At 61.6% G+C, this 2713-nt stretch carries 2 protein-coding genes; both read right to left on the reverse strand.

Annotated features, from left to right (window positions below):
• Positions 1 to 278: 278 nt before the first annotated feature.
• A complete protein-coding gene (locus tag ASE89_RS14805; RefSeq protein ID WP_168427689.1) occupies positions 279 to 1328 on the reverse strand; it encodes a hypothetical protein in 1050 nt (349 codons plus the stop codon).
• 372 nt (positions 1329 to 1700) lie between these two features.
• Positions 1701 to 2444: a replication protein A gene (locus ASE89_RS14810; protein WP_156363511.1), complete on the reverse strand. Its 744-nt coding sequence runs from the start codon at positions 2442 to 2444 to the stop codon at positions 1701 to 1703.
• Positions 2445 to 2713 lie beyond the last annotated feature (269 nt).

Consider the following 2713-nt stretch of genomic DNA (forward strand, 5'->3'; position numbering starts at 1 on the left):
ATTGCGATGAACGGGGTCGGCGAGGGCCGATCCTGCGACCCCATTAAACACGCTGATCCCCCCGCCTCGCCCGCGGTCTTTTCGTGTCGCAAAAGGTGCGACGGAAAGGCCAACGGAACCCGGCTTAGATCCTAAGCTGCTTCGCGGTATTTTGGGATTAGGCGCCGGTGCAGTTCGGTGCAGATCACTCGCTAAGATTGCAGCATTCATGATCGGCAGAGCAGATGCCCAATCGCGCCCGCGTGGCATGTGATGACCCATCGCTCTCGGATGTAAACTCAGTGACCATCTGCGCTGGCATCTACGAACGAGTCTGGCCCGGTGCCAGCGATCCTGGTTCCATCGGGCGTGTAAACGGCGGCAATATCGGCAATCGAGCCGACGTCGACAAAAAGGACCCCGTCGGCCCCGCCGAGCGTTTCGTTGCCTTCTGGATCAAGAATCATGCGCCACTCGCGCTGATAAGCGAAACGCGTATCCTTCATGGTCAACGGAGCGACACGCTCCGACGCCGGATGGAAGGCGTCGAAGTAATCGATTTGGTGCAATTTTTTCAAGCTGGACGGTGCGGCGCGGTTCAGATGCGGGAGCGACCGCTTGATGAACTCCATCGGATCGAAGATCACAAGCGCGGCGTCGTCGCCGTCACCGCTAGCGAAGCCGGAGAAGAGCCGGGGGTCCAGTTCGGTGCTGTAGGACGTCAACCAATAGGGCATTTCGATGTCGGCCATGTCCCCGACCATCCTGCTGGTGGAAAAGGTGACGTCGCCGATCGGCACGATCGGTGTGCCGTCTTGTAAGGTGGTCGTGAGGGCGCGTCCGGGTCGGCGATAGGCCTTCGTCATCTCATCGTCAGTGCGCGCTTCATCGCCTTCAATGAGCCGGTAAGAGCTAGCGGGCGCGAAGCGGTGGCGCCCGTTCTCGAGCGCCTCGATCATCCATTCCCGCCGGCTGATGCGAACGAGCTGCTTGCTCCCGCCCGCGTGAATGCCGCGAAATTCCGAACGCATAACTGGCGCGGCGGGCACGTCGATTGCCGGCAGTGGCGCGACGCCGCGGTGGCGCATTTCGGCGAGGGTCCAGTGGCGGAGGCGAAACCAGAACCAAGGACTGAGCCATCCACGCTCGGGCGGCAATTCGTCGCGGTCGCCAGGCGCTTCCTCGAGGTACTGGATATTCCGGTCGAAACGCGCGAGCCGGATTTGGAGCTCGTCGTCGCTAAGATTTTCAAGCCGCCGGCCATCGATCTGCAAGAAGAAATCCCAGATCTGCTCGTCGTAGAAACGGTGCGCCCTCCTGGACGCGATAATGTCGTCGATCCTCGCCATGGTAACCATATAGTGAATCGATCGTCGATCGCTATCGTCAGCCTGCAGCCGCAGGGCTGGGGACTACTAGGATAGAATGGCGCTTGCGACGGTAGCCGCCATGAACGGCAGCTATCGCTTCGGACTATTTAAAAGCGGCTAGGCAGAAATCTTCCGATCCCGACCACTCCGCTCATGCGACGTCGCCGCGAGGGCGACGTAATTGAATGAAGTGGCACCGAATTTGCGCATCCCCCTAGGATGCACGGGACGGCGCACGCCGGCACGCTCACCAGCGGTCGCTGGCTGCTGAACCTGTTGGGTTCGAGGCCTCGGGGGCTTGGTGGAGCTTCAAACTGCGCACGCCATAGGCGTTCCTTTTATATTTAGATCTTACAGGGCCTCTGTGTGACCGCTCGGCGGATTTGCACTATCAACAAAAGCGCGGACGCGGGCGAGGATTGCGCGCAACTCGGGGCTTTGGACCTCGGCGATCACGTCGTCGACCGTCGCGGTGTCCAGCTTCTTTTGGCGGGCAAGCTTCTCTGCAACAGCGCGGACGAACTCGCTCGGCTTGCGGAGCATGCGGCGAACGCACTCGCGTACCGTTGGCGGCTGTAGCAGGATGAAGGCGTTGGAGATCTGCTCGCTCTGTTGGTCGTCAGGCATGGCGTCCTCGATCGGCACGCATCGCCGGATCCAGTCGAGGAAACCGCACGCCTTCAGTCGATCGAGCGCGTCACCGACGGCGCTACGCGACCGGTGTATCTTGTCCGCGATCCACTGATAGGTCGGATCAAGCCGGCCGTCCTTACGGCCGCGCAGGCGAAGTAGACAGCGCAGCACTTCGAGGCCGATCGAGCCCAGGGCGCCGTTGCGCTTGCCAGGTAGCTTGGTCTCATGGTCGAACGCCTCGGCGGCGCGCATCCGCGCGTTGTGTTCGGTCTTTGGAAACGTGTTGTGCGTGCGCCAGAGGGACAACTCGGACCCACCGGCATTGTGGCTGTTGCGGCGCACTGGCGAGTTTGACCGTGCGCGGTCGCGGATGCCGGTTGTGACTTCGTTGAACGAGCGGGCGATGTTGCTCGTGCCGGAAGGAGCGCGGGGGGAAGTTGCGGCGGGCAGTGAATTCGACATCGTGTCGGCTCCCGAAGGAAGTCGATGGCAGGCATTCGGCCGTCACTTTCGACGTGGCGGCGGGTGCGGTTGCGTTGAGCCCGAAGGCTCGATGTCGAGGGTTTCCAGCTCCGGTGAGTTTCCGGTGCAGCCCGCTTTTCGTTACGGGTTCCTGCGGGCTAGCGGGGGAGGGGCTCTCTTGTTCGCCGGGCAAGAACGTTGGAAATCCGAATGAAGGACTTCGTTCGTAATGCGGGGGTCACAGGTTCGAGTCCTGTAAGCGGCACCAT

It is taken from the genome of Sphingomonas sp. Leaf30 (assembly GCF_001422525.1).
GTDB classification, from domain to species: domain Bacteria; phylum Pseudomonadota; class Alphaproteobacteria; order Sphingomonadales; family Sphingomonadaceae; genus Sphingomonas; species Sphingomonas aerolata.